The sequence below is a fragment of the Thioclava sp. ES.031 genome (assembly GCF_002563775.1).
Classification (GTDB): Bacteria; Pseudomonadota; Alphaproteobacteria; order Rhodobacterales; family Rhodobacteraceae; genus Thioclava.
The window spans coordinates 1,650,744-1,675,259 of sequence record NZ_PDJO01000001.1; the positions used below are offsets into that span (position 1 = coordinate 1,650,744).

The window sequence follows — 24,516 nt, forward strand, 5'->3', positions numbered from 1 at the left end:
GGCGCGAGCGCCCCTCTTAGCTGCCGCGGGCGAGGATGAACCACTCGCCGATATTCTCGCGATTAATGAAGCCCACGAAATTGCCGGTCTTGCCGATCACCGCTACGGCCGGAATACGCCCTTTCGCGAACGCGTCGAGCACATCGTCCATCCCCGTCTTCAGCGACACGACGGGTACGTTGTCGAACATGATCTCGGAAACGGGGCGCTGGCGGAATTCGGGGTCGGGTCGGGCCAGCACGCTCTCGCGGGTGACGAAACCGACGAACTGCCCGTCTGGCGTAAGCACGGGGAACTCCGATTGCGAACTGTGCAGGATCGCCTGAGCGGCGGTGTCGAGCGTATCGTCGGGCGTCAGCGACACGAAGGAGGTGATTACCGCGTCACGCGCGGCCGAACGATGGGCGAGGCCACGCATCGCCGCATCCGAGCTTTCCGCCCCGGCCGCGAAGAAGATGAACGCCGCGATCAGAACGAGGATCGGGTTGCCGCTCGTCAGCCCCCAATAGGCGAAGAGCACGGCGATGACCTGCCCGGTCCGCGCCGCCACCTGCGTGGCTTTCACCCGGTCCATGAACAGCGCAAGCACGGCGCGAAACACCCGCCCGCCATCCATCGGGAAGGCCGGGATCAAGTTGAACGCCACGAGAAGCGCGTTGACCAGCGCGAGCCGCCCCCAGAAGCTTTGCGCCGGATTGTCGAGCGATTGCAGATCGCTCAGCCAGCCGCTGCCGCCAAGAAAGATCGTCAGGATCAGGAAGATCACCACATTGACCGCTGGACCCGCCACCGCGATCAGGATTTCCTGCTTGGGGTTTTCCGGGATCCGCTCCAGCCGCGCCAGCCCGCCGATCGGCAGAAGGGTGATGTCGGGGGTGCGCACGCCGAACCGGGCCGCCATCGTCGCATGGCCGAATTCGTGCAGCACGACGCAGGCGAAGACCGACAGGATGAAGAGCATGTTGATCAGCGCGGCCTGCGGCCCGTCCGCCGCCCAGGCGGAAGCGGTGATCCAGATGATCAGCAGGACAAAGGTGACATGCACCCTGAGAACCGTGCCGCCGATCTTGCCGAGTGAATAGGACCAGCTCATTTCATCCCTCTCTTTCCGCCGTGCGGTTGCCCCGAAAGCGGGGCGCGGCACACGGATGTCCGCCGCCCTCAATCTGACCCTTCGTCCCGGTCACCACAAGGAAGCAATCCCAATAAGTGACGGAGTTTGAAAAAGCTTCTGCCCGCGCAGATCAGAATTCCGTCACGCGCCGCGTCGTCTCCGGGTCGAGGAAACCCGCGACCGTGGCATCGGTCTCGAGCTGCAGCGCCCGGTGCAGGTCCGGCACCGCGGCGTGATTGAGAACGCGTTTCATCGCACGGACCGACAGGACGGGAAGATCGGCGAGCCGTTCGGCGGTCTGGACGGCCACCGCGATCAGCGCGGCATCGTCAACCACCTTCCACGCCAACCCGATCTCGCCCATCTCCTGCGCCGAATACCGGTCGCCGAAGATCAGCATCTCGCGCGCCTTGTTCAGCCCGACCAGCGCGGGCAGGAGCGAGGTGACGGCCCCGGTGACGAATAGGTTCAGCGAGACCTCGGGGAAGAAGCCCTTCGCGCTCTCCGCCCAGATCGGGAAGTCGCAATTGATCGCCCATTCCAAGCCGCCGCCGACGGCCCAGCCGTTGATCGCGCCGACCACCGGCTTCGCGCCGAGCGTAATCGCATGGGTCGCGCGCTGGATCGCGTGCACGATCTCGCGCGCCTCTTCCTCGGTCTCGGGATGGGTATGGGCCTTGCGGTCATCGCCCGCACAAAACGCTTTGCCCGCCCCGGTGAAGATGATCGCCTTGGTGGCCGGGTCGGCATTGGCGTCCTCGAAAGCACGCGCCACATCGACAACCAGCTGCCGGTTCATCGCGTTGAGGCGTTCGGGTCGGTTGAGGGTGATGGTGCGCACGCCCTTGGCGCCAAGCTGGCTCAGGACGGTGTCGTAGCTGAAATGGCTCATTGGAAACTCCGGATGACGCGTTTGGTCTTGCCCTCGGTGCGCGGGAAGCTGTGGGCCGGGAGCAGGGTGACGCTCGCCGTCGCGCCCAGTTTCGACTTGATCCGTTGCTCCACCTTGCGCGCAAGATCGGGCGTGGCGTGCTCGCCCTCCGCCAGTTCGGCGCTGACGGGCAGGGTGTCATAGGGCGGCGGCGTGTCGAGGGTGATGCGATAATCTCCCGAAAGCTCGGGGATTTCGTTAAGCATGGCGGCGACCATCGAGGGGAACATGTTCAGGCCCCGCACGACCACCATGTCATCGGAGCGCCCGACGACCGAGAAACGGAACCCGGTGCAGCCGCAGGCGCAGGGCTCGGTTTCGCCGATGGTGATGATGTCGCCCGTGCGGAACCGCACCAGCGGCTGGCAGTCGCGGACAAGATGGGTCAGAACCAATTCGCCGCGCGCCCCGGCCTTCAGCGGGATCGGCGCGTCGGTATCGGGGTCGATCAGTTCGGGATGCAGCACGTCGGCGGCCATGAAATGCAGCTTGGTGTCATGCGGACATTCCGCCGCGAAGTTCGAGAAGACGTCCGAGACGCCGTAATTCGCGTTGCGCGGCTCCATCCCCCAGGTCTCGCGCAGGCGGGCGCGGAAGGCGGGATCGTCAAGGCCCGGCTCGCCCCCGAACAGACCCAGCTTGAGGCCCAGATCGCGTGGCGTGAGCCCGGGGTGTTTCTCGGCGATGACCCGTTCGAGCACGGAAGGGTAGGAGGGCGTGCAGGAGATCGCGGTGATGCCGACCTCGCGGATCGTCTGGATCAGCAGCTCGGTCGAGCCGACGCCGAAGGGCACGACCAGCGCGCCCGTCGCCTCCAGCGTCATGTGATCGGTCAGCCCGCCCATCCACATCTGGTAATTGAGGCAATGCACCACCGTGTGTTCGGGCGTCAGCCCCGCAGAACGGTGACAGCGCCCGCCGACTTCCTGCGTCACCAACGCGTCGCGGGCCGACAGGGCGAGGTTCATCGCCTGACCGGTGGTGCCCGACGTCCGATGCAGGCGGTTGGCGGTGCTGCGCGTGGCGGCGAGGTAGTCGCCGAAGGGGGGATGCTCGGCCTGCGAGATCCGCAGTTGCGATTTGTCGGAGAGCGGCAATTCGGGCAGGTCGCGCAGGTCCTCGGGCGGTCTGCGCCCCTGCCAGAGCCTTTGGTAGAAGGCGGAATGCGCGACGACATGGGCGCGCTGCGCCTGCCAGCGGCGTTCGATCTCGGGCTGCAGCTCCGCGCGGGAGAGGTTCTCGGCGCCGGGAATGGTGCTCATGCCGTCATCCCCCGGTCCCAGAGCAGCGAGAGCGTCTCCAGCACCGCGTCGCGGTCCTGCGATATCTCGATCACGGCCGGATCCTTCGCCAGCAGAAGGTTGGAGAGGTATTGATCGACCATGCCCCCCAGCGCATAGGCGCGGCGCAGCAATTCGTCGCGCGGGGGCGCCGTCTTGCCCTCCTGCCGCTGCCTGCGTTCCACGGAGGCGACCACCGCCTCGATCCATTCGCGGTTCAGCGTCTGAAACGCCGCCTGCGCCTCGGGGAAGCCGTCGGTCGGGTGGATCAGGCTGCGCATCAACCCGCTATTTTGCTCGAACAGACGGAGATAGGCGCGGGTCGCCGCGCGCGGCGCATCATGGCCTTCGCGTTCGCTCGCCGCCCTCATCGCCAGTTGAAGGAAGGCCACGAACCCCCGAAGCAGGCTGTCGAGAAGGGCGTTACGATCCTTGAAGTAAAGGTAAAACGTGCCGTTCGAGACGCCGGCCGCCTTGCAGATCTCCGCGACGGTGAGGCCCTGCGGCCCGCCGTCTTGCAAAACCTTGCAGGCGGCGATTTGCAGCTGGGCGCGGGTGCGCTCTCCCTTCGGGCGTCCGGCGCTGGTCGTGGCAAGATGCTCCGGGAAAGAGAACACGGCGGCGTCCTGCGACGCTTTTGCGAGAGAGGGCTTCACGTTCCGGCTCCAAAAATGAAACTGACGTCAGTTTTATATTTAGGAAAAGCGAACCCGTCAACGCTGGCGTGTCTCTGCGTTTCGTCGGGGTGGCGGTCTCAGATACCAGAGGGCGCCAGATAGACCTCGCCGGGGGCAAAGGGGAGGAAGCGCTCCGCCGCGATCCCGGAGGCCGCAAGGCTTTGACCCAGCAGGGCGGGCGGCTCTTCGCGCGGCTCGTCGGTCAGCTGGAACGTCCCCCAATGGCAGCCAAGCGCCTGCGTGGGGCCGATATCGGTGAAGATGCGCACGGCCTCTTCGGGCGCGACATGCTGGGGCTGCATGAACCAGCGCGGCTCATAGGCCCCGATCGGGATCACCGCGATGTCCGGCGCGCCGTGCCGGGCGCGGATATCGCGAAAGAGCGCCCCGTCGCCATAGCCGGTATCGCCCGCGAACCAGATCCGGCTCTGCGGCGTGTCGATCCAGAAGCCGCTCCAGAGCGCCATGCGCCGATCCCCAAGACCGCGCGCCGACCAATGGTTCGCAGGCGTCAGCGTGACGGTGACACCGGGGGCCAGCGCGATGCGGTCGTGCCAATCCCCGGTCTCGATCTGTGCCCCGCGGACCGCCTTTCGCACCGTCGCATCCGTGCCCAGCGGCATCACCATCTTCGGGCGGTGACGCGCATGCAGCTTGCGCAAAGTGACGGTGTCGAGATGGTCGTAATGGTTATGGCTGATCAGGACCGCGTCGATGGGCGGGAGGTTGTCGAAGGCGATACCGGGCGCGGTCACCCGACGGGGCCCGGCAAAGCGCAGCGGGCTTGCGCGCTCCGACCAGACCGGATCGGTCAGCAGGTTGAGCCCCGCGACCTGAATGAGAACCGAGGCATGACCGACCATGGTCAGCCGCGCCGCATCGCTACGCTCGGGCGGGATGTTCGGCTCGACGGGGACATTCTTGGGCCAGCGCGCCCGCTGCCCCTCGCGGTGCCATTTCAGAATATCGCGCAGGGAGCGGTCGGTAGAGGGCTGGCCATGCGGGTGAAAACGCTCGCCGTCGAAATGGTCCGTGACCGGACCGGAATAGTAGCGGTTACGTGCCATCTCGTGCCTGCCTTTGTCTTTCGGGGGGAGCGGACCGGACCCGGCCTGTCGCGTGTCGGGATATCAGCGCGCCAAGGCCTCGAGATGGGCGGTGGCCCCCTCTGCAAGCGCGGTCGGGTTATAGCCGCCCTCCAGACAGGAGACGATACGCCCCTCGCAGCAGCGGCGCGCGACGCCCCGGATCGCATTGGTCAGCCACCAGTAATCGCCCGCGGTCCAGAGCAGCCCGGAGATATCGTCCTCGCGATGCGCGTCGAACCCGGCGGAGACGATGATCAGCTCCGGCTTGAAGGCCTCGAGCCGCGCCAGCCCGTCCTCCCATGCCACCTTCATCTCGGAGGCGCCGCTTCCGCTGGCCAGCGGCAGGTTGAGCACGTTGTCATGCGCCCCGGTCTCCGAGCGCGCCCCGGTGCCCGGCCAGAGCGATTTGGGCTCCTGATGCGACGAGATGAACAGGCTGCGCGGCTCGTCCCAGAGGATATCCTGCGTGCCATTGCCGTGATGCACGTCGAAATCGAGCACCGCGACGCGCGACAGGCCATGCCGTTCAAGCGCATGCAGCGCCGCAAGCCCGGTATTGCCATAGATGCAGAACCCCATCGCCCGCGTCCGCGTCGCATGGTGCCCCGGCGGGCGGGTCGCGACGAAGACGCGCTTGGCCTCGCCCGACAGCACGAGATCGACGGCCTGCAAGGCACCGCCCGCGCCCAGACGGCTCGCACGGCGCGAGCCCGGCGAGACATGGGTGTCCGAGTCGAGATCGGCATGCTCTTGCCGCGCGAAGACCTCTTCGAGTGCGGCAAGATAAGCCGGATCATGGCCCAGCAGGAGATCCTCGTCACTGGCCTCGCGCGCCTCGATGACGGGCAGCTCCAGCTCGTCGATCAGTCCGCGCACCGTCTCCAGCCGCCACGGACGCTCGCGATGATGAGGCCCGGTATCGTGACCAAGGCAATCCGCATGGGTGATCGTGACGAAACTGCTCATGAAGCTCTCCAGAGAAGGGGCGTATCGGGGCTATAGGCGCGAGTCGGACCCGCGGCACCGTTACAAGTCCGGTGCTGCCCGTTGCGAAGCTGCGTCAGCCTTGGGGAAATGACAAGCACCCCCGGCGGAGGAAACACGCGTCCGCCGTGACTTTGAAGGGACGTCGCCTCAACGCGGCGCGTTGCTGTCAGCAGGGTGGCCCGATCAGAAACACGGGCGGCAGTTCGCGCGCGCGGCGCTCTGCCAGCCGTTGTTTAGCGGTGGCCAGCTTGACCTGCGTGACCTCAAAGCGCACCAGCGCCCGGCTGCGCGCGTCATAGAGCCGCCGTATCGGTGAACCCGGATTGCCGATCATTCCCGGACGACGGTCCGCGCTTGGCGGAAACCAGTCGTTCAAGGCCACAAGCGCGTCTCGCCACGCTCTGTCCGCCTCGATGTACCGCTCGAACGCAAGACGCAAGGCGCGGCGGCGCGTCGTGAGTTCCGGTCGCATTTTCTCTCCTCCCCCAGAAGATTCGACATCCTTTAATTATAGCAGAAACGCGGCGAGTCGTCAGGTTTTGCTGGGCTCCGCGGCGATCACCGTCTCGAACACGGTTTCGCGAGCAGGGCAGGATTTCCTTGTCTCGACGCTTTAGGGTTGCATTAAATGAACCATCGTTCATTTAATATGAGCGCCCCCATGGAGGATCGTTGGCCCAATGTGCCGGCGATGGGGTGTCAGAGGAGGAAATCATGCATAGCGAGACGAACCCGCACCCTGAACTCGGTGTGGCCCCGAAACGCGGTCTGGCCCATGTCGCCGGACCGACCGATACCCCGCTGATCGAGGACACGATCCCGGCCGTGCTCAAGCGCACCGCCGCGCGCTGGCCCGATCGCGAGGCAGCCATCTTCACCTCGGAAGGAATCCGCTGGACCTGGGCTGAGTTCGCGGCACGGGTCGACCGGCTCGCCTCGGGTCTGCTCGCGCTCGGTTTGCGGCACGGCGACCGGCTCGGCATCTGGTCGCCCAACCGCTCGGAATGGCTGCTGACGCAATTCGCGACGGCGCGGATCGGGGTGATCCTCGTGAACATCAACCCGGCCTATCGTCTGCACGAGCTGGAATTCGCGCTGCGCAAGACGGGCTGCCGGGGGCTGGTGCTGGCGGAGACCTTCAAGAGCTCGGATTACCTGTCGATGATCCAGCGCCTGCTGCCGGAGCTTGCGAAGAGTGAGCCGGGCCAGCTGGAAACCATGAAACTGCCCGACCTGCGCGACATCATCACTCTGGGAGAGACCCAGCATCCCGGATGCCATCGCTTCTTGGATGTGGAGGCGCTGGGCGAGGCGCAGGACCGTAGCGCGCTCGATCCGATCACCGCTCAGCTGGACCCGAACGAGCCGATCAACATCCAGTTCACCTCCGGCACGACCGGGTCGCCGAAAGGCGCGACCCTGACCCATCGCAACATCGTCAACAACGCGCATTTCGTGACCGGCGCGATGTTGGCGACCGAAGCGGACCGCGTCTGCATCCCCGTGCCGTTCTACCACTGTTTCGGTATGGTGATGGGCACGCTGGGCTGCGTCACCAAGGGCGCGACCATCGTCGTGCCGAGCGAAGGGTTCGATGCCCAGAGCGTGCTGGAATGTGTCGCCGCCGAGCGCTGCACCGCGCTTTACGGCGTGCCGACCATGTTCGTCGCGATACTGGAGCATCCCGATTTCGCGAACCACGATCTGTCCTCGCTGCGCACCGGCATCATGGCGGGCGCGCCCTGTCCGATCGAGGTGATGAAGCAGGTGCAGTCGAAGATGCACATGTCGGAAGTGACCATCGCCTACGGGATGACCGAAACGGCACCGGTCTCGTTCCAGTCGGCCACCGATACGCCTTTGGAAAAGCGCGTCTCCTCAGTAGGTCAGGTGCAGCCGCATCTCGAAGTGAAGATCGTGCGCGAGGATGGCTCGCTCGCCAATGTGGGTGAGCAGGGCGAGCTGCTGACGCGCGGCTACTCGGTCATGTGCGGCTATTGGGGCGAGCCCGAGCGCACGGATGAGGCGCTCGATGCGGACGGCTGGATGCATACGGGCGATCTCGCCCGGATCGACAGCGAGGGCTATTGCAACATCACGGGCCGGGTGAAGGACATGATCGTGCGCGGCGGCGAGAACGTCTATCCGCGCGAGGTCGAGGAATTCCTCTACACCCATCCCGATATCAGTCAGGCGCAGGTCTTCGGGATACCGGATCACAAGTTCGGCGAGATCGTCGCCGCATGGATCGTGCCGCGCAACGGGGCCGAACTGACCGAAGACGCTATCCGCGCGTTCTGCCGCGACGAGATCGCGCATTTCAAGGTTCCGGCGGTGATCCGCTTCAAGGAGAGCCTGCCGCTCACGGTCTCGGGCAAGCCGCAGAAATTCGTCATGCGCGATGCGATGATCGAGGAGCTGGAACTGGAGGTCGAGGCGACCGCCTGAGCCGTCTCAAGCGTTGCGAGCGTTGCGCGGGGTCTCCGCGCGGCGCTCTCTGCGTCAGGCTGCGTCCTTGGGTTTATGCGTGCCATTGAACCGCGAGCGCATCGGCAACAGGCTCAGCGCCGCCGTCGTCGCAAAACCCGCCCCCGCCAGGAACGTCCATTGCGCGCCGCCGATTTCCCAGAGCGCCCCGGCAAGCACGCTTGCGATCAACAGCCCCACGCCGGTCACGAGGTTGAACATGCCGAAGGCGGTGCCGCGCAGCTCTGCCGGGACCGCTTCGGCCAACAGCGCGGCCAGCAGCCCCTGGGTGAAGCCCATATGCATCCCCCAGAGCAGCACGCCGACCGCAAGCCCGCCGATCCCGCTGACCAGCGCCAGCGTCAGGTCCGCCGCGATCAACAGCCCCAGCCCGACCAGCAGTAGTCCCACGCGCCCGACCCGGTCGGAGAGTGCGCCCACCGGATAGGCGATCAGCGCATAGACCGCGTTCATGCCCACCAGAACCAGCGGCACCAGCATCACAGGAATGCCATCATCGTTGGCGCGCAGGATCAGGAAGGCCTCGCTGAACCGGGCGAGGGTGAAGAGCGTGGCGACCACCACGACCCACCAGAACATAGGGCCCAGGAGCTTGAGTTCCGAACGGGCGAGCGGGTTGCGCACGCGGCGTTGCGTGCGGGGATGGGCGGGCTCTTTCACCACGAACAGGATCAGCCCGAGCGATAGGAAGGCAGGGATCACCGCGACCCAGAAGACCGAGCGGAAATCGTCCGAGAACAGCCACATCAGCCCGATCGCGGCGAGCGGCCCGATAAAGGCGCCCACCGTGTCGAGCGATTGCCGCAGCCCGAAGGCTGCACCGCGCATCTTGCCCGGCGCGAGGTCGGCGATCAGCGCGTCGCGCGGCGCACCGCGGATGCCTTTGCCCACCCGGTCGATGAAGCGCGCGGCCACCAGCCAGTCGAATGTCGGGGCGAGCGGGAAGATCGGTTTCGTCACGGCCGCCAGCCCATAGCCGAGCGCGGCCAGTTCCTTGCGCCGTCCGATCCGGTCCGACAGCGCGCCCGAGAAGACCTTGGTGATCGCGGCGGTGGCTTCGGCGATCCCTTCGATCACGCCCACCGCCAGCGCCGTCGCGCCGAGCCCGGTCATCAGGTAGACCGGCAAAAGCGCGTGGATCATCTCCGAGGAGATATCCATGAAAAGCGACACGAACCCCAGCGCCCAGATGCCCACCGGCAATCCGCGTCCAAACTTGCCCGCTGGCGTGTCCTGTGCCTCTTGCGCGTCGTCCGTCATGTGCCTCCTGCGCGCGCCGTGAGGGGCTCAGTGCCCGCGCGCCTGTGCCCTGCGATCATAAAGCGCGCGAATGAGCAAGGCCATCGCCCCCTCGAGGGGCAACCAGACGAGACAATAGAGCCAGACCAGCAGCGCGGGCCCCCAGCCGATCGGCGTCACGAAGAGCCCGTAAACCGCGATCAGCGTGCCCAGCAATTGCGTGGCCTCCGTCGTCGCGAACAGCCGCAGCGCCGGGAAGGGCCGCCGCCAGAACCAGCTTTGATGGCGCGTGACGAACAGCGTCATATGCCCCGAGACGAGAAGCTTGAGGAAGATGATCGTCTGAATCTGGTCGCGCGGCAGGCCGAGATAGGCATCGACGAACCAGAACAGCACGAAGGTCTCGATCACCCCGGTCACGCCCAGCGTCGCCGCCACCGTCAGCACGCGCCGCATGTCCCATCGTACCGGGCGTGGCGAGACCGAGACATTGTCATAGGCGATCATCATGATCGGGAAATCGTTGAGCACCGCCAGCAGCACGATCATGATCGCGGTGACGGGGTAGAAATCGAAGATCAGGATCGAGAGCGTCATGAACAAGAGCACACGGATCGTCTCGGCCACGCGGAAGGTGGCGTAGCTCGTCATCCGCTCGAAGATCCGGCGCGCTTCCTCGATGGCGGTGGTGATGATCGACAGCCCCTTGTCGGTCAGCACCAGATCGGCGGCGGCACGCGCGGCATCGGTCGCCCCGCTCACCGCGATCCCGGCATCGGCCTTGCGCAGGGCAGGGGCGTCGTTCACCCCATCACCGGTCATCGCGACGATGGAATGCCCGGCCTGCAGCACCTCGACGATGCGGAACTTGTGCTCGGGCAGGACGCGCGCGAAACCATCGGCGGCGCGGACATTGGCCTCCACCGTGGCCGGGTCGCCATCGAGCAACTGTCCCGCCGGATAGATTTTCTGCCCGAGGTCCAGCTTGCCCGCGATCTGGCGTGCAATCGCCTCGTGGTCGCCGGTGATGATCTTGACGTCGATCCCCATGTTGCGGGCTTCTGCGATGGTGCTGGCGGCATCGGGGCGCGGCGGGTCGATGATCGGCAGCAGGCCGAGGAATTCCCAATCCTGCCCGGCGCGCTTCTGTGCGGCCCCGAGCGCGCGGTAGCCCTGCTGAGCAAGGGTTTCGACCTCGGCCTCCACCGCTTTGCGCGCATCGTCCGCGAGGGCTGCAAGCTCCACGATCACCTGCGGCGCGCCCTTCGCGACCTGCCAGTGATCGGCCTCGTGCCGGACCTCCGCCTCGCTGCGTTTGCTCACCGGATCGAAGGGGGTAAAGCTGAGCGTCTCGATAGCGTCGAGCGCAATACCCTCCGCCGCCGCCAGCACTGCCTTGTCGATCGCATCGGGCGCGTCGCGGTCGCAGGCAAGCGCCGATGCGCGCAGCAGATCGTCGACCGCGATGCCCTCTGCCGGGCGCGGGTCCTCGACGGTCAGTTCGTTAAGCGTCAGCGTCCCGGTCTTGTCCGAGCACAGCACATCGACGCCCGCCAGCTCCTCGATCGAGACCAGCCGCGAGACGATGGCCTTCATCCGCGCGAGCCGTTCCGCGCCCACCGCCATCGTCACCGACAGAACGGTCGGCAGCGCCACCGGGATCGCCGCCACCGTCAGGATCAGCGCGAACTGGATCACCTCGAGCGGCGGGTTGTGCCGCTGGAAGGAGACGATCACGATCATCGCGACCAGAACCAGCGCCGCCGCGATCAGGAAATTCCCGATCTGCATCACGGCTTTCTGGAAATGCGATTTGCCATTCGTGGTCTGCACGAGCGAGGCGGTGTGCCCGAAATAGGTTTCCATCCCGGTCGCGGTGACCTCGCCGGTCATCTCGCCCAGCTTCACGACCGAGCCGGAATAGGCGCTGTCACCGACCGCCTTGTCGACGGGCAGGGACTCGCCCGTCAGCGCCGCCTCGTCGATGGAGAGATATTTGCCCTCGAAGAGCGTCAGATCAGCCGGCACGATCTGGCCGATCGACAGGCGCACGATATCGCCGGGCACCAGATCGCGCGCGGCGATCTCCTGCCATTGCCCGTCGCGTTTCACGCGGGCGCTCGGGGCCAACTGCGCCTTGAGCGCCGCGATGGCCGAACTCGCCTTGCTTTCTTCCTTGAAGCCCACGGCCGCGTTGAGCAGCAGCATCACGAAGATCACCGCGAAATCGGACCAGTCGCGCAGCACGAGCGACAACAGCGCCGCCAGTTCGATCAGCCACGGGATCGGCCCCCAGAAATAGCCCGCGATCCGCTGTAGCAGGGTTTTCTCGTCGCTCTGGAGCGCGTTCGGACCGTATCGCTCGAGCCTCTGTGCCGCCTCTGCCGAGCTCAGACCTGTCTTGCGGTCTGTCTCCGGCACATCCTGCGTCATCGGTTCAGCGACGGTCTGGTCCATTGTTCGTGTCTCCAGCTTTGGCCCCGAGCTTGCCGAGCCACTGGCCGATTTCCGGCCAGACATTCGAGAGCGTGTGGCTGCCCATGAAGAGGCCGATATGCCCGCCCTCGACCAGGCGGCTCACGATATCCTTGCGCGGCGTGCCGAGCAGCGTCTCGGCGGCGAAGACCTGTTCGCGCGTGGTGATGTCGTCCGCCTTGCCCGCCAGTAGGAAGGCCGGGCAGGTGATCGCGCCCAGATCGAGCTTGCGCCCGAGGCCCACGAACTCGCCCTTGGCGAACAGGTTCTGTTTGAAGAGCAGGTCGATCGCCTGCAGGTAATAGCGCCCCGGCAGGTCGATGGGGTTCTCGTACCAGCTTTCGAACCGCTCGGTGCGCTTCATGAAATTGCGGTCGTCGATATGCTCGTAGAGATCGACGAACTTGCCGAAATACTGCTGATCGGCATGCATGTTCTTCCAGCCGGCGAGCATGAACCGCCCCGGCATCCGGCCCTCACCGGCCTCGACCATCTCCTGATAGGCTGAGAGCGGCATTTCATGGGCCAGCTTGCGGATCGGACCGTGCCCGGCATCGGTGTCGATGGGCGATCCGGCGAGTACGAGGCCCGCGACTTTCTCGGGGAAGCGCGCGGCATACATCGCCGACATCCAGCCGCCCTGACACAGCCCCACCAGCATCACCCGCCCGCCGAGCTCATCGACCGCGACATTGATCTCGGCGAGGTATTTGTCGATGTCGAAATCGCGCATCTCGGGCGTCGCGCTTTTCCAGTCAGTGCAGAGAACGCGGCCGAGGCCTGCATCCAGAAGCGTCTCGATCAGGCTCTGGCCCTTGGCATAATCCGCGATGGTCGAGGAATGCCCGGCATAGGGCGCGTCGACAATCACCGGGAGGTCGCCGCCCGTGCCGCCGAAATCGCGCAGCCGCATCGTGTCGAGATCGAGCAGGATATGGTTCTTCGTGGCCCAGTCCGGGTCGGGCGGATGCGTGATCTTCGCCGCCTCGTCGAGATAGGTCAGCCCTTTTTCGACCGCGTCGAGCCCGATCTTCTGCCACTCCATCGCCGCCGCCATCGGCCAGAAGAAGGGCACGCTGTGTTCGTAGGTGTTGTTGGCATCGCTCATGTTCGACACTCGCAAGACGCTTTGGTGCACAGATGCACTCTTTTGAGACCCCAAGGCCGGTTAGAATGCAAGTGCAGCAAAGCCCGAGCGCGCGAACGTGAAGGTGATGTGTGGAGCGGTGAGGCGGTTTTGGCGGCGAGTGACGCTTTCTTAACCCGTGCTCAGAAGCGCCGTGACCAGCGCGCTGGACGGGTCGGACAGCTCCTCGATCACGTCGAAATGGTGCCGCCCGTAGGCCGCGACCAGATCGGCCGAGGGCCAGTGCTCGGCGAGCAGGGACGATTGGCGCAGGAATTCCGGCCGCTCCGCCGCGCCGACCCAGACGGTGGCCTGCACGCCGGGGCGCAGCTTCAGCAGGGCGGGGCTCTCGCTCGCGGCGATCTCGGGCGTGATCCCGAGCCGCGCGTTCATCGAATGCATCTGCAGCGGGCGCAGGTCATGCACGCCGCTTACCGAGATCACCCGCCGGATGCGCGCCGCGGTTTCATCGGAGAGCGCGCTGCCTTGCGATACCGACCGCGTCACGAGATGCCCGCCCGCGGAATGGCCGACGAGATGGATCGGCCCCTCCACCAGCCCCGCCGCGTGATCGATGGCCCGCGCGATCTGCTGCGCGATGCCGGGAATGCTGTTCTCGGGGGCGAGCGTGTAGCCGGGCAGGGCGACGGTCCAGCCCTGTGCCAGCGCGCCTTGCGCCAGATGGGACCACATGTCCTTGCTGAATTTCAGCCAGTAGCCGCCGTGCACGAAGACTACGAGCCCCTTGGACGCGCCTTCGGGGCGGAAGAGGTCGATCTTTTCTCGGGGCGCTTCGCCATAGGCTACCTCGCTCATCCGATCGGCATGGCGCGACCGGAATTCCGCGGCGCGCTTGGCCCAGAGATCGGGGTAGCTGCTGCCATTCTCGATATAGCCGCCGTTCTCGAAAGCGTCTTCCCAGTCGATCCCGCTCAGGTCTTCCATGTTCCCTCCCGCTCGTTTCGCGTCCCATTCGGAGACAGAGCATATCCCACGGGATATTGCGAGGGCATGGTTGCGCGGGTAGCGTGCGCCGGAGCCGAAACTCTCGTGATCCATCAGCCGATTGCCGGGTTTCGAGACGCGCCGACAAGGCCGCGATTATCTGAGGGAGAGACCCATGGCGAACCTGCCGAGAAAGCATCTTTTCGATCTGCCCGAGGGGGTGATCTATCTCGACGGGAACTCGCTCGGGCCGCTGCCGCGCGGCGTGGCGGAGCGGCTGGAGAGCTGCGCGCGCGACGAATGGGGGCAGATGCTGATCCGGGGCTGGAACGAGGCGCACTGGATGGATCAGCCCGCCCGCGTCGGCAATCGGATCGGTCGGCTGATCGGTGCGCCGGAGGGCTCGGTCGTGCTGGGCGATACGCTCTCGATCAAGGTCTATCAGGCGCTGGCCTCGGCGCTGGAAATGCGGCCCGACCGCAAGGTGATCCTGTCGGACAAGGGCAACTTCCCGACCGATCTCTACATGGCGGATGGGCTGATCCGTTCGCTCGGTCGCGGGCACGAGCTGCGCACGCCCGCACCCGAGGACGTGGCCGACGCGATCACCAAGGAGGTGGCGGTGGTGATGCTGACGCAGGTCGATTACCGCACCGGACGGATGCACGATTTCGAGGCGATCACCCGCAAGGCCCACGCGGTCGGCGCTGTGATGATCTGGGATCTCGCCCATAGCGCGGGCGCGGTGCCGGTGGACATGACGGCGAACGGGGCCGAATTCGCCGTCGGCTGCACCTATAAATATCTCAACGGTGGCCCCGGCGCCCCGGCCTTCATCTATGTCCGGCCCGACATCGCTGACACGGTGCGCCCGGCGCTCAGCGGCTGGCTCGGCCATGAGGCGCCCTTCGCCTTCGATCTCGACTATCGCCCCGGCCGCGCGGTCGAGCGGATGCGCGTCGGCACGCCGCCGGTCCTGCAGATGACCGCGCTCGAAGAGGCGCTCAAGGTCTGGGATAGGCTGACGATGGCGGAAGTGCGTAAGCGCTCCGTCGCGCTGTCGGAGCTGTTCATCCGCGAGGTCGAGGTGCGCTGCCCCGAGCTGACGCTGCTCAGCCCGCGCGACCCGGAGGCCCGCGGCAGTCAGGTGTCGTTCGGTTTCGCCGAAAGCTACGCCGTCGTTCAGGCCTTGATCGCACGCGGGGTGATCGGAGATTTCCGCGCGCCCGATGCGATGCGCTTCGGCTTCACGCCCCTTTATCTCGATGAAAGCGACGTGACGCGCGCCGCTGAAATCCTCGGCGATGTGATGGCGCAGCGGGCCTGGGACACGCCTGCGTTCAAGGCGCGTGGGCGGGTGACATGAGCGGGGCGTGCGATCGCGGGAATGCGGGCTTTGGGCGACGCGGTCGCAAAGGTCAATTTCCACCAAGGCACCGCTGTCGTCTAGAATAGGGCGGAAGGCTGATTTGCGGAAAAGGTGCGTCATGCCGGACATTCTGACGATCACGCTCAAACCGGCGGTCGATTACGCAACCGCGACCGACCATGTCGAGGCCGGTCCCAAGCTCTATTGCCGCGAGCCGCGGATGGATCCGGGCGGAGGGGGTGTCAATGTCGCGCGGGCGATCGCGAAGCTGGGCGGAGAGGTGCGCGCGTTTGTCGTGGTCGGCGGGACCATGGGGGATCGTCTCCTGTCACTCTTGGCGGCAGAAAACGTCCCTGTATTGGAATGTCGGGTGGCGGCGGAGACGGGGTACAGCCTTGCGGTGACCGATGCCGAGACGAGCGAGCAGTTCCGCTTCACCCTGCCGGGCGGCTCGCTGAGCGACACCGACGCCCGCATGATCCTGGAGCAGATATCGCAGGCCGTGCCGCAGGACGGTTTCGTCGTGCTGAGCGGCGGTGTCCCGAAAGGGCTTCCCGTCGATTTTCCGCAGCAGGTGCAGGCGGTGGTCGCTGAGCGCAACGGGCGTCTGGTTGTCGACACCTCCAAGGCACCGCTTCAGCACCTGATCCATCACCCCGCAGCCCCTTTGGATGTCCTGCGGCTCGATCGCGGCGAAATGGAAACGGCCTCCGGCCGCGAGATACGGTCGATTGCAGACAGCCTCGCTTTCGCGGACGAGCTTGTGCGCCGCGGCGTCGCGCGGATCGTGATTTCCGGTCATGGCGCGGAGGGGTCCGCGATGGTCGCAGGCGATCAGAGGGTCTTTTGCCATGCGCCCGAGGTGCCGGTGCGCAGCAAGATCGGGGCAGGGGATGCGTTTCTCGGCGCCTTCACGCTCTCGCTTGCGCGGGGCGAGCCCCCCGAGCAGGCCCTCACATGGGGCGTTGCCGCGGCGGCTGCGACAGTCGGGACAGAGGGAACGGCGCTTCTCGACGCGCCCGAGACCGAGGCCCTGATGCCCCAATGCAGGTTGGAAATTTGCTAGGTAGAAAGCCGCGTGCGTCGCGCTGATGGCCGCGATCGGCAGAGCATCCCTTCTCAAAGAGAAACGGCAGGAGTTTCCTCCTGCCGCTTCGCCTCCCGGCACGTCGTGTGGCGAGCGTCGGCCGGTTCGCGTGGAACCTCACATCGCTCAGCCTTCATGCCGGGAATTCCGGTCCCGATCTTCAGGCAAGGACTATTTCTGGGCGCTGCGCGGCGCTGTGCTTTCCGCGTTCGCAGCTTTCTCTTCGGTAAGAGTCCGGAAGAAATGAGGCCAGGCGAGGGCGGCATGGCCCTTGTTGTTCGCGATTTCATTCGTCTGGGGCTTCTTGCCCGTTGGCATTTTTTCGACAGCCATGTTCGGCCCTCCATTTTTGTCCCGAGAGATACTCGGGAAGTTCCTCTGAATGACCGAAATCTTCGGCCAGCGTCCCGGCTTCTCCTTGGGAGAAGGCGGTTTTGCGGTGCGTTCGCCCGCGTTCCGTTCCAATCGTGCCGCGCGCAAACTCGCGGTCAGAGCGCTCGTTTCCCGGCGTCGGCCTCGCGAATGAGGCGCATTGCGGCAGTCGACTTTTCCTGAGCCGTCGCGGCTCTCGGGGGCAGGTCACGGAAGACGCCGCCCAAGTCGTGGTTGCGGGGCACAGGCCCTCGCTGTTCGCAGGAACCGGCCTTTTGGAGCCGGACCCGGAACCATTCAAATCAGCTAAGTGCCATATCGCAGGCGGGCTTGCGCCCGTCGCGGCCGGCTTCGAATTCGTAGGTGACGGCCTGTCCGTCTTCGCGCTGCGAGATGCCCGCGCGCGCAAGGTCCGAAACGTGGACGAGAATATCCCACCCGCAGAATGCGGCAGTCAGGCTTGGTCAAATCAATCGTCTGACGGAAGCCGACAAAGGGAACAGGTTGCAGAAGGGAATAGCGTAGTCCGGTCTACCTACGCGAACTCGGCCCGCTTTGCAAAGGAAATAAGCGCTACGAGATCGGCCCCCGCGACCCCGCCTGCGGGCGCACAGGGTTTATATCGCGCACAATCAAGCCGTTGCGCGAAAACTCCGGCCCGCGTCTGCAAAATCCTCGTAATTTCGGTGCAAAACCCTTATGTCTGCACTCGCATATCTTAATTCTCGGACCCTGTTCCTCCCGGCTCAGCGACGATCTTGAGCTTTGTCGGGCCGCAGCTTTTCAAAGGCGGCACTAAGGAAAAGGAGCCTCATATCGGCCCATCATGCCGTGAGCCTGTTCGAGCAGACCAATCCCTCAACCCTCCTACCGGGCTGAACTGGTCGATACCGCAATTTCTGTCCCGAGCGACCTCCACGGAGCTTCGTATGTCTCAGGGACCGGACCGCGATCCGCGCGCATGGACGCTGACGCCTCGCGATCCGCTCGGGATACCAAACCGGCGCGCCCGCGCGCGCAGACCCAATTCACCGCATAGTAACGGCTTGGCCCGCACTTATGCCTCCGTGATCGCGCAACCGTCCAAATCGGAGCCGTCACGACCGCTTAGAAAGAAACGAACCTTGATCGAAATTTACTGGGGCAAACCCATCTCCCTTGTCGTGTCGCCGGACGGCGACGTCAAAACCTTCAGCACCATCGAACAGGTGCATTACTGGCTGCGCGAGAAATGGCCGGTCAGTGATACCGCACAGATCCGTGCAATTGACCGCGTCGAAGCGGCGATGGAGTGTCTGGGCACCGTGGGCGATGCGCGCCGCGCGTTCCTCGCAGCCGCGACCACCGCCGGTTTCTCGCCGCTTGATACGATGGATCACTCGATTGCAGCCTGATCATACAGCACATACGGCGCCGCGCGCGCGACGCGAACAGGCCCGGTCGGCGCCGCGGTTCGAGGGCCTGCGCTCGAAGCTCTTCGACGCGGCCTTCGGGGCGTGGACGGCTCTGCAAGCGCCAATGATCCCGGTCCTCGCATTGGCGCGGCGCCCCCGGCTCGTGCGCGCCGCCGTGCGGGTCTGGACAGGCGGGGTCTTCGCGCTCGCACGCGGGATCCTGCGGTTGCGCGTGTGCGAGCAAGGGCTCGAGAACAAACATCTCGACAGCCCCTGCATCTATGTCTGCAATCACCAATCCACCTGGGAAACGCTGGCGTTCAACCAGCTCGTGCCCGACGTCTGCATCATCGCGAAACGCGAATTGCGGCGCATCCCGATCTTCGGCTGGTTCCTCGAACATTCGCCGATGATCCTGATCGACCGCAGCGGCGGCGGGCGTGCCCTTGCTGGGATGATCACCCAGGCGCGCGAAGAGGCTGCCAAAGGCCGCTCGATCCTGATTTTCCCGGAAGGCACGCGGGTCGGTGTGACCGATCGCTGCGAATTCCAGCCGGGTCTCATCGCGCTTTATCGCAAGCTGGGCCTGCCGATCGTGCCGGTCGCGCATAACGCGGGCCATGTCTGGCGCAGGGACGTGAAGACCGGCGGCATGATCACCGTCGCCTATTTCCCGGCAATCCCGCCCGGGCTTCCGGGCGCGGAGGTGAGCGCGCAGGTCGAAGCGCTTCTCAATGTCGAGAAAGACCGCCTACCGCCCGTCCACCCCTGAGAGCCTGCGCCGCTAATGCGCACAGCTCGCCCACAGCTTGCCCTGCGCCACTCAGGTCGCGCGGATCAAGCTGCGTTGCGGCGATGGCGGCGCGCGAGCGCGGCGATCCGGCGGAATTCGTCGGCGATACTCAGCGGCAGCGTGTCGGTCGCGTCCGGCACGGCCCCGGGATCTTCCTGCCCGTCATGCATCACCTCGCGCTCGGCAATCCACGCCAGAAGGGCCTCGCGCCGCTCTGGCGGCATCTCCGCAACCAGCCGTGCCAGAATGCGGCGCTGCGCGATCAGCCGCGCCTCCAGCGTTATCAATGTCTCGTCCAGGTAGCTCATCTGGTCGCTCTCCTCGCCTCTTCCCGCTGCGGGGCTTGCGCTGGTGAGGTCAGTAATTCGCGGGCGGGTCGCTCGCCGGAAAGGTCTGGTCCATCTCCTCGTCGACGCGGTCCCATTGCCGGGGCGGGTTCCGCATCTGCCCGGGCCCTGCTGGGCGCACGTGATGCGTGCCGGCTGCGCGTCGCTGCCTGAGGATATACCCCACGGCGCCGAGGGCCGAAGCGGCAAGAAGTAGTCTGGTCAACATGTTGGGCCGCCTTCGTTCAAAGCGAGTCCCCGCGTGAGACCCGTGCGGTGCTGCACGCGAGGGTCGTCATGCCTACCCAGAAAACGCGCCCTGCAACGCCTCGTTCCATAGAGATTTCATCTGGCAAAGCATCGTGAACGCGTCGGAGCCGCCCGCAGGTGCAGGCGGCTCCGACCCGACGCCGCGTTTTATCGGGCGCCGCGCGTGAGGGGCGAATATCTCAGGCCGCCTTCTCGGCCGCGGGCGTCGCCGTGACAGGCGCGATCAGGCGCCCCCGCACTATGAGCGTCAGGGCGAGGAGGAGTAGTACCGCATCGGCAATCGGGAAGGCGAACCACAGACCTTCGATCCCCGCCAGCGCATTCATGAGGACGAGCAGAGCAGGCACCAGCAGCCACGGCTTGACCAAAGTCAGCGCCGCGGTCCGAAGCGGATGGCCCATCGCCTGAAAATGCATCGCGAGCACGAGGATCGGCCCGGTGATGACGTAGAGTGCCACCATCGGACGCAAGATCGTGGCGACCGCCGTGACGACCTCGGGGTCCTTCGAGAACATCGCGCCGAGCGCGTCGCCCGCGACGAGACAGGTCAACGCCACGCCAGCACACCAGAGAAACGCGACGGAGATGGCCATCCGCAGGGCCGCGCTGGCGCGATCCATCCGGCCCGCACCGGCGTTGTTGCCGGTGATGCTCTGGGTGCTCAGCGCGATCGCCATCTGCGGCAGATAGGCCAGCCCGAGAAGGCGCGTGACCACCCCGTAGGCGGCGATATAGCTTGCATGCCCCGCGGCGGTGGTGCCGATGACGAGAAGGACCGTGCTGCTCACCAGCGCCATCCCGATGAAGTTCAGACACAGGGGCAGCCCGAGCGCGAGGATACGTCCCCATCCCGAAAGCCAGCTGGACCGCCAAAGCGCCCCAAGCGGCAGAAGCTCGCGGTCCCGTGCGCGCACGACCAACACCAGCGCCAGGCCGAGGATCTGTGCGCTGACGGTGCCGAGGGCGGAGCCCGCCACGCCGAGCCCCAGAAGCACGATGGCCACGTAATTTGCCCCGATATTGAGCAGGTTCACGAGCACCGAGAGCGCGGCGATGAGCCCGGCGCGCCCTTCGTTGCGCAGGGCATCGGCGTGCAGCCCCAGAGCGAACTGGACCGGCGCGCCAAGGATCAGGATCAGCAGATAGCTCTGCGCCGGACCCGCGACCGCGTCGTTCCCGGCGGCGAGGGTGGAGATAAGGGCAGGGCCTGCCGTCAGCGCCAAGATGATCAGCACAGCGCTCAGGGCGAGCGCCAGCCCGTGGGCTCTTGCGAAGACGGCGCCGGCTTCCCGGCGTTGCCCGGCCCCCAGATGCCGGGCGAGCAGGCTCGACATGCCGCCGCCGCTCAGGGCGGTCAGCGCGGTGAGCAACATGACGACGGGAAAGGCCAGGCTGACCGCCGCCAGCGCCTGAGCGCCAATGAAGCGCCCGACGAAGATGCCGTCGATCACGTTCAGCAGGCCGCCCGTGGACATCACAACGGCCATCGGGAGCGCATTCGACAGGAACAATCGCCCGATAGGGCGGGTCAGAAAGCGGTTTTCAACAGTATTTGAGGCGGGTCCAACAGACATCGCTCATTCCTCCGGAGAGGCATTTCGAATTGGGGGGAGCCTGCATTGCCCACCTGTGAAATGCTTCGAGGGTGAGATGTCGTATCGCTCCGGGCTTCACCGTGACTTGCGTCTGCAGGCGGCAGGTGCCCGGCACCTTTCCCGGTCGTTACGAGAAAAACCCCGCTCGGGCAATGCGGTATGAGGGTGACCCCGCGAGATTTCGGTTTCGGGATGCCCAATGGCGACGGCGCAAAGCCCGGCCGATGGCGGGACGTGCGAGCCGCGCCCGGACCCCAGTTTTTTCTCGCATTTTCCGACAGGCGACGGCCCTGGGCGCGAGGGGCTGCGCCCGCGATGCCGCAGCGCGGCACACAGCGTCTTGACCTCCGCTCGGTGTTTCGAAACCGGTTTCGGCTTTACGAAACCGGTTTCGCAGGCCTAGTCTCTGGCCATGGAGGAGATTCGCGATACCGATCAGCAACCGTCCGAACCGGCGCCGCGCCGGGTGCGGATCTCTGATCTTGCGCAGGCGCTGGGGCTGACCAAGAGCACCGTGTCGCGGGCGCTCAACAATTATTCCGACATCTCTCCCGAGACCCGCGAGCGCGTGGCGCGCGTGGCGGCCGAGATGGGCTATGCGCCGATGCCCTATGCGCAGGCTGTGCGCACGGGGCGGGTGCGGGCGCTGGGTCTGGTGCTCGAACTCGACGCGCCGGACCGCTACGGGCCGTTCCTCACGGATTTCCTTGGCGGGATCACGCAGGAGGCCTCGCTCGAAGGCTGGACCCTGACGATCGCCTCGTCGAACTCGCGCGAGGAAATGGAGGACACGGTCACGCGGCTCTTGCAGGAGCACAAGGTCGACGGCTTCATCTTGCCGCGGACGCAGGTCGTGGATCCGCGGGTGAGCTTTTTGCAGGCGAAACACGTGCCCTTCGTTCTGTTCGGCCGCACCGGCCACGGTCAGCCCGATCCGGGCCTGTCGTGGTACGACGTGGATGGCGAGGGCGCGATGCGCGCCGCGGTCGCGCGGCTGGCGGGCTTCGGTCATCGCCGCATCGCCTTCGCCGGGTCGCATGCGAGCTACAATTTCGCGCTGCTGCGCCGGGACGGCTACCGCGCGGGGCTGGAAGAGGCCGGTCTGCCCTTCGATCCCGCGCTCGAGCTGATGGAGATTTCCGACCGCGCGGAAGGGGCGCAGGCGGCGCGCGATCTGCTCGATCTGCCCGATCCCCCGACCGCGATCGTCTATTCCACCGACGCGACCGCGCTGGGGGCCTATGACGTGGCGCGCGAGCGGGGGCTGACGATCGGGCGCGACCTGTCGATCATCTCCTATGACGGTATTCCCGAGGGCCGGATGGTCGATCCGCCCCTCACGACATTCGCAGTCGACAGCCAGCACGCGGGTGCGCGTCTCGCGTCACTGCTGATCGCGCAGCTCCGCGGTGCGCCGCCCGGAGAGCTGACGGAATTGGTGGCGGCGCAACTGGAACCGGGAGGCTCCGACGGGCCGCCGGTCGACCCATAAGAGAAACGCAATCTACTGGGAGGAAAGTAAATGAAGCTAATTCGAGGACATAAAACGGCGATGCTGATGGGCTCGACCGTGCTGGCGCTGATGGCGGGCGCCGTCGCGGTGCAGGCCGAGACGATCAAGTTCTGGACCACCGAGGAACAGCCCGAGCGTCTGGCCAAGCAGCAGCAGATGGCCGACGACTTCAAGGCGAAGACCGGCATCACCGTCGACGTGATCCCGGTCACGGAGAGCGACCTGAACCAGCGCGCCACCGCGGCTTTCGCGGCCGGTGATCTGCCCGACGTGATCTACACGCCGCTGCAAAACGTGCTGCCCTGGACCGATGCGGGTATCGTCGACACGCTGGCAAGCACCGATGTGGTCGACAAGCTCGATCCGGCGACCTTCGCGCCCGGCGCGCTGAAAATGGTCGAGACGGATGGTGATTACGCCGCCGTTCCGGTCGATGGCTGGACGCAGATGATCCTCTATCGCAAGGACCTGTTCGACAAGGCGGGCCTCGCGCCGCCGACCAATTTCAAGTCGATGGAAGCCGCGCTCGACAAGCTCAACAATCCGCCGAACATGTATGGCTTCGTCGCCGCGACCAAGGTCGACGAGAGCTACATGAGCCAGATCCTCGAGCAGATCTTCCTCGCCAACGGCGTCTCGCCGGTGGGGCCGGACGGCTTCAAGCCGCTCGACGAGAAGAAGACGGTCGAAGTGCTGAACTTCTACAAGAAGCTGGCCGACGCCTCCCCGCCCGGCGAGAACTACTGGAAGCAGTCGCGCGAGCTGTATTTCGCGGGCAAGGCGGCGATGATCATGTGGTCGCCCTTCATCCTCGACGAACTGGCTGGCCTGCGTGACAGCGCCCCGCCGATGATCAACGACGATCCGACCTCGACCGAGCTGTCGAAGGATACCGGCGTCGTGACCAACCTCGCGGGCCCGTCGAACCCCGACGGTGCGAGCTGGGCGGACCTGCGTTACTTCACCATCACCGCCGATGCCGACACCGAAGCGGCCGAGCAATTCGTCGATTACTCGATGAATGACGGCTACGAGCAGACGCTGTCGATCGCGCCCGAGGGCAAGTTCCCGACCCGTCGCGGCACCGATGCGGATCCGGAGAAATTCACCAAGCTCTGGGCGACCCTGCCGGTGGGCGTGGACCGCAAGGCGCCGCTCAAGGATCTCTACGCGCCGGCCGTGGTCGACGAGATCACCAAGGGTCTCGACACCGCACAGCGCTGGGGTGTGAAGGACGGGCAGCTCGCGCTGGCCTCGAAGATGCTCAACAGCCAGGTCATCAACCGGGTTGTGCGCGACTTCATCGACGGCAACATCTCGGCCGAGGATGCGGTCGCGAAGATGAACGACGAGCTGGGCAAGATCAACTGATCTGACCTCTGGCCGGGGCAGGGCGGCTGCGCCTTGCCCCGGGACCAAAGCCCGCTCTGACTGCATGGATTGGAGAC

Annotated in this window: 21 protein-coding genes; 7 read left to right on the forward strand and 14 right to left on the reverse strand. The window is 65.7% G+C overall.

What is annotated here, in order from left to right:
* Window positions 1-16 precede the first annotated feature (16 nt).
* The 7 genes from AXZ77_RS08030 to AXZ77_RS08060 form a co-directional block, all read right to left on the reverse strand.
* A complete protein-coding gene (locus tag AXZ77_RS08030; protein WP_098410739.1) occupies window positions 17-1,093 on the reverse strand; it encodes a site-2 protease family protein in 1,077 nt (358 codons plus the stop codon).
* A gap of 151 nt (window positions 1,094-1,244) precedes the next feature.
* Window positions 1,245-2,006 carry an enoyl-CoA hydratase/isomerase family protein gene (locus AXZ77_RS08035; protein WP_098410740.1) on the reverse strand — a complete coding sequence of 254 codons (762 nt, stop codon included), beginning with the start codon at window positions 2,004-2,006 and terminating at the stop codon, window positions 1,245-1,247.
* Complete coding sequence (locus AXZ77_RS08040) at window positions 2,003-3,307, reverse strand: phenylacetate--CoA ligase family protein (RefSeq protein ID WP_098410741.1); 1,305 nt, start codon at window positions 3,305-3,307, stop codon at window positions 2,003-2,005. The genes AXZ77_RS08035 and AXZ77_RS08040 overlap by 4 nt, the downstream gene beginning before the upstream one ends.
* A complete protein-coding gene (locus AXZ77_RS08045; RefSeq protein ID WP_255266436.1) occupies window positions 3,304-3,981 on the reverse strand; it encodes a TetR/AcrR family transcriptional regulator in 678 nt (225 codons plus the stop codon). Before AXZ77_RS08045 ends, AXZ77_RS08040 begins: the two co-directional genes overlap by 4 nt.
* 98 nt (window positions 3,982-4,079) lie before the next feature.
* Window positions 4,080-5,069, reverse strand: coding sequence for an MBL fold metallo-hydrolase (locus AXZ77_RS08050; RefSeq protein ID WP_098410742.1), 990 nt, complete (start codon window positions 5,067-5,069; stop codon window positions 4,080-4,082).
* Between the two features lie 63 nt (window positions 5,070-5,132).
* Complete coding sequence (locus tag AXZ77_RS08055) at window positions 5,133-6,056, reverse strand: histone deacetylase family protein (RefSeq protein ID WP_098410743.1); 924 nt, start codon at window positions 6,054-6,056, stop codon at window positions 5,133-5,135.
* 187 nt (window positions 6,057-6,243) lie between these two features.
* Window positions 6,244-6,549, reverse strand: coding sequence for a hypothetical protein (locus tag AXZ77_RS08060; RefSeq protein ID WP_078599143.1), 306 nt, complete (start codon window positions 6,547-6,549; stop codon window positions 6,244-6,246).
* 242 nt (window positions 6,550-6,791) lie between these two features.
* Here AXZ77_RS08060 and AXZ77_RS08065 point away from each other — a divergent pair, with 242 nt between their 5' ends.
* Window positions 6,792-8,525 (forward strand): AMP-binding protein, encoded by a 1,734-nt coding sequence (locus AXZ77_RS08065; RefSeq protein ID WP_098410744.1) that lies wholly within the window; start codon window positions 6,792-6,794, stop codon window positions 8,523-8,525.
* A 54-nt stretch (window positions 8,526-8,579) separates the two neighbouring features.
* On the opposite strand, the gene AXZ77_RS08070 is transcribed toward AXZ77_RS08065, so the two are convergent.
* The 4 genes from AXZ77_RS08070 to AXZ77_RS08085 form a co-directional block, all read right to left on the reverse strand.
* On the reverse strand, window positions 8,580-9,824 hold the full coding sequence (locus AXZ77_RS08070) for an MFS transporter (protein ID WP_098410745.1): 1,245 nt from the start codon (window positions 9,822-9,824) through the stop codon (window positions 8,580-8,582).
* 27 nt (window positions 9,825-9,851) lie between these two features.
* Window positions 9,852-12,260 carry a plasma-membrane proton-efflux P-type ATPase gene (locus tag AXZ77_RS08075; protein ID WP_098410746.1) on the reverse strand — a complete coding sequence of 803 codons (2,409 nt, stop codon included), beginning with the start codon at window positions 12,258-12,260 and terminating at the stop codon, window positions 9,852-9,854.
* On the reverse strand, window positions 12,241-13,386 hold the full coding sequence (locus AXZ77_RS08080) for an alpha/beta fold hydrolase (protein WP_218000478.1): 1,146 nt from the start codon (window positions 13,384-13,386) through the stop codon (window positions 12,241-12,243). Before AXZ77_RS08080 ends, AXZ77_RS08075 begins: the two co-directional genes overlap by 20 nt.
* A 150-nt stretch (window positions 13,387-13,536) precedes the next feature.
* Window positions 13,537-14,349: an alpha/beta hydrolase gene (locus AXZ77_RS08085; RefSeq protein ID WP_098410747.1), complete on the reverse strand. Its 813-nt coding sequence runs from the start codon at window positions 14,347-14,349 to the stop codon at window positions 13,537-13,539.
* A 175-nt stretch (window positions 14,350-14,524) separates the two neighbouring features.
* Here AXZ77_RS08085 and kynU point away from each other — a divergent pair, with 175 nt between their 5' ends.
* Complete coding sequence (kynU, locus tag AXZ77_RS08090) at window positions 14,525-15,715, forward strand: kynureninase (protein ID WP_098410748.1); 1,191 nt, start codon at window positions 14,525-14,527, stop codon at window positions 15,713-15,715.
* A 121-nt stretch (window positions 15,716-15,836) separates the two neighbouring features.
* A complete protein-coding gene (locus AXZ77_RS08095) occupies window positions 15,837-16,784 on the forward strand; it encodes a 1-phosphofructokinase family hexose kinase (RefSeq protein WP_098410749.1) in 948 nt (315 codons plus the stop codon).
* A gap of 192 nt (window positions 16,785-16,976) precedes the next feature.
* Here the strand turns inward: AXZ77_RS08095 and AXZ77_RS19555 are convergent, their stop codons facing one another.
* Window positions 16,977-17,138: a hypothetical protein gene (locus AXZ77_RS19555; protein WP_176535989.1), complete on the reverse strand. Its 162-nt coding sequence runs from the start codon at window positions 17,136-17,138 to the stop codon at window positions 16,977-16,979.
* Between the two features lie 1,163 nt (window positions 17,139-18,301).
* On the opposite strand from AXZ77_RS19555, the gene AXZ77_RS08100 reads away from it, so the two are divergent.
* Both AXZ77_RS08100 and AXZ77_RS08105 read left to right on the forward strand, forming a co-directional pair.
* Complete coding sequence (locus AXZ77_RS08100) at window positions 18,302-18,571, forward strand: DUF982 domain-containing protein (protein WP_369679772.1); 270 nt, start codon at window positions 18,302-18,304, stop codon at window positions 18,569-18,571.
* A gap of 124 nt (window positions 18,572-18,695) precedes the next feature.
* The gene (locus tag AXZ77_RS08105) at window positions 18,696-19,343 is read left to right on the forward strand and encodes a 1-acyl-sn-glycerol-3-phosphate acyltransferase (RefSeq protein ID WP_098412478.1); all 648 of its coding nucleotides are present in this window, start codon (window positions 18,696-18,698) and stop codon (window positions 19,341-19,343) included.
* Window positions 19,344-19,408: 65 nt separating this feature from the next.
* Here the strand turns inward: AXZ77_RS08105 and AXZ77_RS08110 are convergent, their stop codons facing one another.
* On the reverse strand, window positions 19,409-19,672 hold the full coding sequence (locus tag AXZ77_RS08110) for a hypothetical protein (RefSeq protein ID WP_098410751.1): 264 nt from the start codon (window positions 19,670-19,672) through the stop codon (window positions 19,409-19,411).
* Between the two features lie 467 nt (window positions 19,673-20,139).
* A complete protein-coding gene (locus AXZ77_RS08120; protein WP_255266438.1) occupies window positions 20,140-21,447 on the reverse strand; it encodes an MATE family efflux transporter in 1,308 nt (435 codons plus the stop codon).
* A gap of 520 nt (window positions 21,448-21,967) precedes the next feature.
* On the opposite strand from AXZ77_RS08120, the gene AXZ77_RS08125 reads away from it, so the two are divergent.
* Both AXZ77_RS08125 and AXZ77_RS08130 read left to right on the forward strand, forming a co-directional pair.
* Window positions 21,968-23,047 (forward strand): LacI family DNA-binding transcriptional regulator, encoded by a 1,080-nt coding sequence (locus AXZ77_RS08125; protein WP_098410754.1) that lies wholly within the window; start codon window positions 21,968-21,970, stop codon window positions 23,045-23,047.
* A gap of 30 nt (window positions 23,048-23,077) precedes the next feature.
* The gene (locus tag AXZ77_RS08130) at window positions 23,078-24,439 is read left to right on the forward strand and encodes an ABC transporter substrate-binding protein (RefSeq protein ID WP_098410755.1); all 1,362 of its coding nucleotides are present in this window, start codon (window positions 23,078-23,080) and stop codon (window positions 24,437-24,439) included.
* Window positions 24,440-24,516: the final 77 nt, after the last annotated feature.

What these genes read in the sequence shown, in the direction of transcription:
- AXZ77_RS08030 (WP_098410739.1), bottom strand. Translation starts at nt 1,093, where the DNA reads ATGAGCTGGTCCTATTCACTCGGCAAGATCGGCGGCACGGTTCTCAGG.
- AXZ77_RS08035 (WP_098410740.1), bottom strand. Translation starts at nt 2,006, where the DNA reads ATGAGCCATTTCAGCTACGACACCGTCCTGAGCCAGCTTGGCGCCAAG.
- AXZ77_RS08040 (WP_098410741.1), bottom strand. Translation starts at nt 3,307, where the DNA reads ATGAGCACCATTCCCGGCGCCGAGAACCTCTCCCGCGCGGAGCTGCAG.
- AXZ77_RS08050 (WP_098410742.1), bottom strand. Translation starts at nt 5,069, where the DNA reads ATGGCACGTAACCGCTACTATTCCGGTCCGGTCACGGACCATTTCGAC.
- AXZ77_RS08055 (WP_098410743.1), bottom strand. Translation starts at nt 6,056, where the DNA reads ATGAGCAGTTTCGTCACGATCACCCATGCGGATTGCCTTGGTCACGAT.
- AXZ77_RS08060 (WP_078599143.1), bottom strand. Translation starts at nt 6,549, where the DNA reads ATGCGACCGGAACTCACGACGCGCCGCCGCGCCTTGCGTCTTGCGTTC.
- AXZ77_RS08065 (WP_098410744.1), top strand. Translation starts at nt 6,792, where the DNA reads ATGCATAGCGAGACGAACCCGCACCCTGAACTCGGTGTGGCCCCGAAA.
- AXZ77_RS08070 (WP_098410745.1), bottom strand. Translation starts at nt 9,824, where the DNA reads ATGACGGACGACGCGCAAGAGGCACAGGACACGCCAGCGGGCAAGTTT.
- AXZ77_RS08075 (WP_098410746.1), bottom strand. Translation starts at nt 12,260, where the DNA reads ATGGACCAGACCGTCGCTGAACCGATGACGCAGGATGTGCCGGAGACA.
- AXZ77_RS08080 (WP_218000478.1), bottom strand. Translation starts at nt 13,386, where the DNA reads ATGAGCGATGCCAACAACACCTACGAACACAGCGTGCCCTTCTTCTGG.
- AXZ77_RS08085 (WP_098410747.1), bottom strand. Translation starts at nt 14,349, where the DNA reads ATGGAAGACCTGAGCGGGATCGACTGGGAAGACGCTTTCGAGAACGGC.
- kynU (WP_098410748.1), top strand. Translation starts at nt 14,525, where the DNA reads ATGGCGAACCTGCCGAGAAAGCATCTTTTCGATCTGCCCGAGGGGGTG.
- AXZ77_RS08095 (WP_098410749.1), top strand. Translation starts at nt 15,837, where the DNA reads ATGCCGGACATTCTGACGATCACGCTCAAACCGGCGGTCGATTACGCA.
- AXZ77_RS19555 (WP_176535989.1), bottom strand. Translation starts at nt 17,138, where the DNA reads ATGGCTGTCGAAAAAATGCCAACGGGCAAGAAGCCCCAGACGAATGAA.
- AXZ77_RS08105 (WP_098412478.1), top strand. Translation starts at nt 18,696, where the DNA reads ATGATCCCGGTCCTCGCATTGGCGCGGCGCCCCCGGCTCGTGCGCGCC.
- AXZ77_RS08110 (WP_098410751.1), bottom strand. Translation starts at nt 19,672, where the DNA reads ATGAGCTACCTGGACGAGACATTGATAACGCTGGAGGCGCGGCTGATC.
- AXZ77_RS08120 (WP_255266438.1), bottom strand. Translation starts at nt 21,447, where the DNA reads ATGGCCGTTGTGATGTCCACGGGCGGCCTGCTGAACGTGATCGACGGC.
- AXZ77_RS08125 (WP_098410754.1), top strand. Translation starts at nt 21,968, where the DNA reads ATGGAGGAGATTCGCGATACCGATCAGCAACCGTCCGAACCGGCGCCG.
- AXZ77_RS08130 (WP_098410755.1), top strand. Translation starts at nt 23,078, where the DNA reads ATGAAGCTAATTCGAGGACATAAAACGGCGATGCTGATGGGCTCGACC.